The following is a 6,966-nucleotide window of genomic DNA, read 5'->3' as shown; positions in this document are numbered from 1 at the left end:
CGCAAACTCCACGAAGCCGCCGAACGCGCCCTCGACCATTACCTCAACCCCAACACGCCCCCCGACGCCACCAAACCCGGCACGCTGTACCGCATCGCCCCCGAGGCCTGCACCGAAGACCTGCTGGCCAATGCCTGCGAAACCCTGACCTCGGCCAAAATCATGGCCAACGACTTCGCCGCGTTCCTGCAGGGCCCGCATCGCCATACGCTGCTGGGCATCGCGCAGTTGATCATGCTGGCGGAACTGGCCGTTGACCGGGCGCTGGACAAGCTTGAGTTGCCTGGCCCTGTGACCTCCTGACCCGCCACGCCAAAGGGGTAAATGTCGCACCCAAAAATAAACCCGGAACACGTCCGGGTTTATTTCATTGCCTGCTTGCGATCAATGCAGAATCTGGCTCAGGAACAGTTTGGTGCGGTCGTTCTGCGGGTTGTCGAAGAAGTCGTTCGGCGCGGCCTGTTCGACGATCTCGCCCTTGTCCATGAAGATCACGCGGTTGGCCACGGTGCGGGCGAAGCCCATTTCGTGGGTCACGCAGAGCATGGTCATGCCGTCTTCGGCGAGGCCGATCATGGTGTCCAGCACTTCTTTCACCATTTCCGGATCGAGGGCCGAGGTCGGTTCGTCGAACAGCATGATTTTCGGTTTCATGCACAGCGCACGGGCAATCGCCACACGCTGTTGCTGACCGCCGGACAGTTGCCCCGGGAATTTATGCGCCTGCTCTGGAATGCGTACGCGCTCCAGATAATGCATGGCGATTTCCTCGGCCTTGCGCTTGGGCATCTTGCGCACCCACATCGGCGCCAGCGTGCAGTTCTGCAGGATGGTCAGGTGCGGGAACAGGTTGAAGTGCTGGAACACCATGCCGACTTCGCGGCGGATCGCTTCGATCTGCTTGAGGTCGTTGGTCAGTTCCACGCCATCGACGACGATGCGGCCCTGCTGGTGTTCTTCCAGGCGATTGAGGCAACGGATGGTGGTCGATTTGCCGGAACCCGACGGGCCGCACAGGACGATACGCTCGCCCTGTTTGACGTTGAGGTTGATGTCTTTCAGCACGTGGAACTGGCCGTACCACTTGTTCACGCCCTGCATCTGGATAATGCCTTCAGGGCCGACAGGCTTTTTGATTGCTTCGCTCATTTACAGAGAACTCCTAACGCTTGTGGCCAGTGTCGAGCTTGCGTTCCAGATGCATGGAATAGCGCGACATGCCAAAACAGAAAATCCAGAACACCAGGGCGGCGAACACGTAGCCTTCGGTGGCCATGCCCAGCCATTTCGGGTCGGCAGCGGCTTGCTTGACGCTGTTGAGCAGGTCGAACAGGCCGATGATGATCACAAGGCTGGTGTCCTTGAACAGCGCGATGAAGGTGTTGACGATGCCGGGAATCACCAGCTTCAGGGCTTGCGGCAGAATCACCAGGCCCATGGCGCGCCAATAACCGAGGCCCATCGCCGCAGCCGCTTCGTACTGACCTTTGGGGATCGCTTGCAGACCGCCGCGCACCACTTCGGCGACGTAGGCCGACTGGAACAGGATCACCCCGATCAGCGCCCGCAGCAGCTTGTCGAAGTTCATGCCTTCGGGCAGGAACAGCGGCAGCATCACCGAGGACATGAACAGCACGGTGATCAGCGGCACGCCACGCCAGAACTCGATGAAGGTCACGCACACCACGCGAATCGCCGGCATGTTCGAGCGACGGCCCAGCGCCAGAATGATCCCCAGCGGCAAGGCACCGGCGATACCGACCGTGGCGATGACCAGCGTCAGCATCAGCCCGCCCCACTGGCTGGTCGCCACGGTGTCGAGGCCGAACACGCCGCCATGCAGCAGGCACCAGGCGACAATCGGGTAAATCACCAGAAAGCTCAGGCCGTACACCGCTTTGCGCGGGAAGCGCGAGATGAACAGTGGCGCCACGCCAAGCACTGCCAGCCACACGGTTAGGTCGACGCGCCAGCGCAGTTCCACCGGGTAGTAGCCGTACATGAACTGGCCGAAACGCTGCTGAATGAACACCCAGCAGGCGCCGTCCTTGGTGCAGTCGGCGCGGGTGGTGCCGACCCAGTTGGCATCGAGGATCGCCCAGCTGAGGATCGGCGGCACGACGAGATAGATCAGGTAGAACGCAAACAGGGTCAGCAGGGTGTTGAGCCAGCTGGAGAACATGTTCGCGCGTATCCACGCCATCGGGCCGAAGACCTTGGCCGGCGGTGGCATGTCGGGTTTGAACGTATGGGTTGTCATGCGCGTTTCCTCACCGCTCGATCAGCGCAATGCGCTTGTTGTACCAGTTCATCAGCAGGGAAATGCTGATACTGATCGCCAGGTACACGCTCATGGTGATGGCAATGACTTCGATGGCCTGGCCGGTCTGGTTGAGCACGGTGCCGGCGAACAGCGAAACCATTTCCGGGTAACCGATACCGGCGGCCAGCGACGAGTTTTTCGCCAGGTTCAGGTATTGGCTGGTCAGTGGCGGAATGATCACCCGCAGCGCTTGTGGAATGATCACTTTGCGCAGGGTCGGGCCGTTGCGCAGGCCGAGCGAACGGGCCGCTTCGGTCTGGCCGTGGCTGACCGATTTGATCCCGGAGCGGACGATTTCGGCGATGAACGCGGCGGTGTACACGGTCAGCGCCAGGGTCAACGCGAGCAGTTCCGGGATCAGCACCCAGCCGCCGACGAAGTTGAAGCCCTTGAGCTGCGGCAGTTCCCAATGCAGCGGAGCGCCGAAGATCAGCGCGCACAGGGTCGGAATCACCAGCAGGATCGCCAGGCCAGTCCAGAACTTGTGAAACGGTACGCCGGTGTCTTCGAAACGCTTGTTGGCCCAGCGGCACATCAGCACGATGGCAACGATGGCCAGCACCACACTGATGATGAACGCCCAGAAGCCGTCAGCCATTTGCGCGGCCGGCATGTTCAGGCCCCGGCTGCTGACGAAGAAGGTGTCGCCGAAGTTGTGACTGTTACGCGGTCCTGGCATGGTCAGGAACACCGCGAAGTACCAGAACAGGATCTGCAGCAGCGGCGGAATGTTGCGGAACACTTCCACATACACGGTCGCCAGTTTGCTGATGATCCAGTTCGGCGACAGCCGCGCCACACCGATGATGAAGCCCAGCAGAGTCGCCAGGATCACGCCGATGACGGTCACCAACAGGGTGTTGAGCAAACCGATCACGAACACCCGGGCGTAACTGTCCGCTTCGGTGTAGGAGATCAGGTGTTGAGCGATGCCGAACCCGGCACTGCGCTCCAGAAAGCCGAAACCGGAAGTGATGCCCCGGTGTTGCAGGTTGGTCTGGGTGTTGTCGAACAGATACCAGCCCATGGCGACGACCGCCACGACGGTGATGATCTGAAACAGCCACGCACGCACTCGCGGATCGCTGAGGCTGAACCTCTGCTTTGGTGCGCCGATTGAATTTTGCATGAAGTGCCCCGGAAAAAATGGAACAGAACATCACCCGGCGGTTGGCCCGCCGGGTGACAGAACCATTAGCGCACTGGTGGTGCGTACTGAATGCCGCCGTTGGTCCACAGCGCGTTCAGGCCACGGTCGATTTCCAGCGGAGTGCTCTTGCCGAGGTTTTTCTCGAAGATTTCACCGTAGTTACCGACCTGCGAAACGATCTTCACAACCCAGTCCTTCGGCAGTTTCAGGTCCTTGCCGTATTCACCGTCAGCACCCAGCAGACGAGCGACGTCCGGGTTCTTGGTGGACTTGGCTTCTTCCAGCACGTTTTTCGAGGTGACGCCGGCCTCTTCGGTGTTCAGCAGCGCGTAGCCAACCCAGCGAACGATCGCCAGCCACTCGTCGTCGCCATTACGCACGACCGGGCCCAGCGGTTCTTTGGAGATGGTTTCCGGCAGCACCACGTAGTCTTTCGGCGAGGCCAGTTTGCTGCGCTGTGCGTACAGCTGCGATTTGTCGGAGGTCAGCACGTCGCAACGACCGGATTCCAGCGACTTGGCGCTTTCATCGGAGGTGTCGAAAGTGATCGGGGTGTACTTCAGGCCGTTGGCGCGGAAGTAGTCGGACACGTTCAGCTCGGTGGTGGTACCTGCCTGGATGCAGATGGTTGCACCGTCCAGTTCCTTGGCACTTTTCACGCCCAGCTTGTTGTTGGCCAGGAAGCCCACGCCGTCGTAGTAAGTGATGAAGCCCGGGAATTTCAGACCCATGCCGGCGTCACGCGAGCTGGTCATGGTGGTGTTGCGCGAGAGCAGGTCGATTTCGCCGGACTGCAGCGCGGTGAAGCGCTCCTTGGCGTTCAACTGGCTGAACTTGACCTTGTTGGCGTCGCCGAATACGGCAGCGGCCACAGCGCGGCAAACGTCAGCGTCGATCCCGAGGATCTTGCCCGAAGCGTCCGGCACCGAGAAACCCGGCAGACCGTCGCTCACGCCACACTGCACGAAACCTTTCTTCTGCACGGCATCCAGGGTTGCACCCGCCTGAGCGAACCCGCTGACGCCGAGTACTGCTGCAGTAGTCACGACCGCCAGAGTGGATTTCAACATCTTCATTCAAACCTCCAGTTTTGCTCTTGTTGTGTCGGAGCTTGAGTCCAGTCGCACCCTTTTGAGGCGTTGTTGACCCGTGTTGGCTTTTTTTGGGGTCAACCGACGTAAGACCTTCGCTATGAGTCTAGTAGGAGAAAATCCACATCATGGACAACTCACTTCTCACCAGTCGGCCGAACGGGCTGTAGCCCTTTCACGTTCGCGTTGCCCGTAGCGGCCATTGGCGAACATCCATCACCGGATTCTTTGCAATCCCTTCGCACGACGTACACTGATAGTGTTACCGCCACACGCGAGATCGGTTGCACGCTCAGAGCCATAGCAAAGCCCGTACCACACCGCTTGCTGAAGCGATTGCGCGACAGGTCAATAGCAAAACTTGTAGCCTTGCGACATCTTGTTAACGGATCGACCGGGCGCGCACGCAAATCACGCACTTATTGAGAGCGCCCGCACATTTTTGGAGCAGCCATGACCGAGCCCCTGATTCTTCAACCCGTAAAGCCCGCAGACGCCTGCGTTATCTGGCTGCACGGCCTCGGCGCTGACCGCTATGACTTTCTGCCGGTGGCCGAAGCGCTGCAGGAAAGCCTGCTGACGACACGCTTTGTATTGCCGCAAGCGCCGACCCTGCCCGTCACCATCAATGGCGGTTATGCGATGCCGAGTTGGTACGACATCAAGGCCATGAGCCCGGCGCGGTCGATTGACCGTGACCAGCTGGAAGCGTCGGCAGATCGCATCATTGAATTGATCGAAAAGGAGCGCGCCAGCGGAATAGACGCTTCGCGGATTTTCCTCGCCGGGTTTTCCCAGGGTGGCGCCGTCGTTCTGCACACCGCTTATATAAAGTGGCAAGGTCCGCTGGGTGGGGTCCTTGCCCTGTCCACCTACGCACCGACCTTCACTGACGAGATGGAGCTTTCAGCCAGTCAGCAGCGCATTCCAGCGCTATGCCTGCACGGCCAGTTCGATGGCGTGGTGCAGAACTCGATGGGCCGCAGTGCTTACGAGCATCTGGTGAAGCATGGTGTCACCGTGACATGGCAGGAATACCCAATGGAGCACGAAGTGTTACCCGAGGAAATTCGCGATATCGGCGTCTGGCTGGGCGAACGCCTGCGTTGAATCTCAACGTTTAAAAACCCTTTGATCCGTCCCACTACGCCGCGCCCGTTTCTTGCATTACACTGGCCGGCGTACATTCCTTAACCAATTGATGAGATGACCGTGCTCAAAGCACTCAAGAAAATGTTCGGTAAAAGCGAGGCTGAGCAGCTCGCGCCAGTCCCCAGTGCGCCGTCGCACGCCCCCGGCCCTCGCAGTGAAGCGCCCAAGGTTGAACGTCCGGCTGCGGTCGCGACACCCAAGCCCGAGCCGAAACCCGCCATCGCCGCCGAACCTGCCCGCGCCGAAGCGCCGAAACCGGCCCGTCCGCGCCGCGAACCGAAGCCCAAGGCCCCGGTCATCCCCTGGAAACTCGAAGACTTCGTCGTCGAGCCACAGGAAGGCAAAACCCGCTTCCACGATTTCAAACTCGCTCCGGAACTGATGCACGCCATCCAGGATCTGGGCTTCCCGTACTGCACGCCGATCCAGGCGCAGGTGCTGGGTTTCACCCTCGCCGGCAAGGACGCCATCGGCCGCGCGCAGACCGGCACCGGCAAGACCGCCGCGTTCCTGATCTCGATCATCACCCAGCTGTTGCAGACTCCGCCGCCGAAAGAACGCTACATGGGCGAACCCCGTGCGCTGATCATCGCGCCGACCCGTGAGCTGGTGGTGCAGATCGCCAAGGATGCGGCCGACCTGACCAAATACACCGGCCTGAACGTGATGACGTTCGTTGGCGGCATGGACTTCGACAAGCAGCTCAAGCACCTCGAAGCACGCCACTGCGACATCCTCGTCGCCACCCCGGGCCGTCTGCTCGACTTCAACCAGCGTGGCGACGTGCACCTGGACATGGTCGAAGTGATGGTGCTGGACGAAGCCGACCGCATGCTCGACATGGGTTTCATCCCGCAAGTGCGGCAGATCATTCGCCAGACCCCGCCGAAGTCCGAGCGTCAGACCCTGTTGTTCTCCGCGACCTTCACCGAAGACGTGATGAACCTGGCCAAGCAATGGACCACCGACCCTGCGATCGTCGAAATCGAGGTCACCAACGTGGCCAACGAAAACGTCGAGCAGCACATCTATGCGGTGGCCGGTGCAGACAAGTACAAACTGCTGTTCAACCTGGTCAACGACAACGGCTGGGAGCGGGTGATCGTGTTCGCCAACCGCAAGGACGAAGTGCGGCGTATCGAAGAACGCCTGGTGCGCGACGGCATCAACGCCGCGCAACTGTCCGGCGACGTGCCGCAGCACAAGCGCATCAAGACCCTCGAAGGCTTCCGCGAAGGCAAGATCCGCGT

7 protein-coding genes are annotated in these 6,966 nt (G+C 60.4%); 3 read left to right on the top strand and 4 right to left on the bottom strand.

Annotated elements, in window-relative coordinates; all coding sequences use genetic code 11:
• On the top strand, nt 1-303 hold a 303-nt coding region (locus DBR18_RS07920), incomplete at its 5' end, for a DUF6124 family protein (protein WP_108589928.1).
• Nucleotides 304-384: 81 nt separating this feature from the next.
• Here the strand turns inward: DBR18_RS07920 and DBR18_RS07915 are convergent.
• From DBR18_RS07915 to DBR18_RS07900, 4 genes are all read right to left on the bottom strand, one after another.
• Nucleotides 385-1,149 carry an amino acid ABC transporter ATP-binding protein gene (locus DBR18_RS07915; RefSeq protein WP_003221897.1) on the bottom strand — a complete coding sequence of 255 codons (765 nt, stop codon included), beginning with the start codon at nt 1,147-1,149 and terminating at the stop codon, nt 385-387.
• A gap of 13 nt (nt 1,150-1,162) precedes the next feature.
• Nucleotides 1,163-2,260 carry an amino acid ABC transporter permease gene (locus DBR18_RS07910; protein ID WP_095667440.1) on the bottom strand — a complete coding sequence of 366 codons (1,098 nt, stop codon included), beginning with the start codon at nt 2,258-2,260 and terminating at the stop codon, nt 1,163-1,165.
• A gap of 10 nt (nt 2,261-2,270) precedes the next feature.
• Complete coding sequence (locus DBR18_RS07905) at nt 2,271-3,452, bottom strand: amino acid ABC transporter permease (protein WP_108589927.1); 1,182 nt, start codon at nt 3,450-3,452, stop codon at nt 2,271-2,273.
• Nucleotides 3,453-3,517: 65 nt separating this feature from the next.
• A complete protein-coding gene (locus tag DBR18_RS07900; protein WP_108589926.1) occupies nt 3,518-4,549 on the bottom strand; it encodes an amino acid ABC transporter substrate-binding protein in 1,032 nt (343 codons plus the stop codon).
• Nucleotides 4,550-5,017: 468 nt separating this feature from the next.
• On the opposite strand from DBR18_RS07900, the gene DBR18_RS07895 reads away from it, so the two are divergent.
• Both DBR18_RS07895 and rhlB read left to right on the top strand, forming a co-directional pair.
• Nucleotides 5,018-5,674 carry an alpha/beta hydrolase gene (locus tag DBR18_RS07895; RefSeq protein WP_108589925.1) on the top strand — a complete coding sequence of 219 codons (657 nt, stop codon included), beginning with the start codon at nt 5,018-5,020 and terminating at the stop codon, nt 5,672-5,674.
• A 96-nt stretch (nt 5,675-5,770) separates the two neighbouring features.
• A partial coding sequence (gene rhlB, locus DBR18_RS07890) for an ATP-dependent RNA helicase RhlB (protein ID WP_256588618.1) occupies nt 5,771-6,966 on the top strand: 1,196 nt, incomplete at its 3' end.

This window comes from Pseudomonas sp. HMWF021, assembly GCF_003061005.1.
Classification (GTDB): Bacteria; Pseudomonadota; Gammaproteobacteria; order Pseudomonadales; family Pseudomonadaceae; genus Aquipseudomonas.
This window is presented reverse-complemented; position numbering and strand designations above follow the sequence as displayed.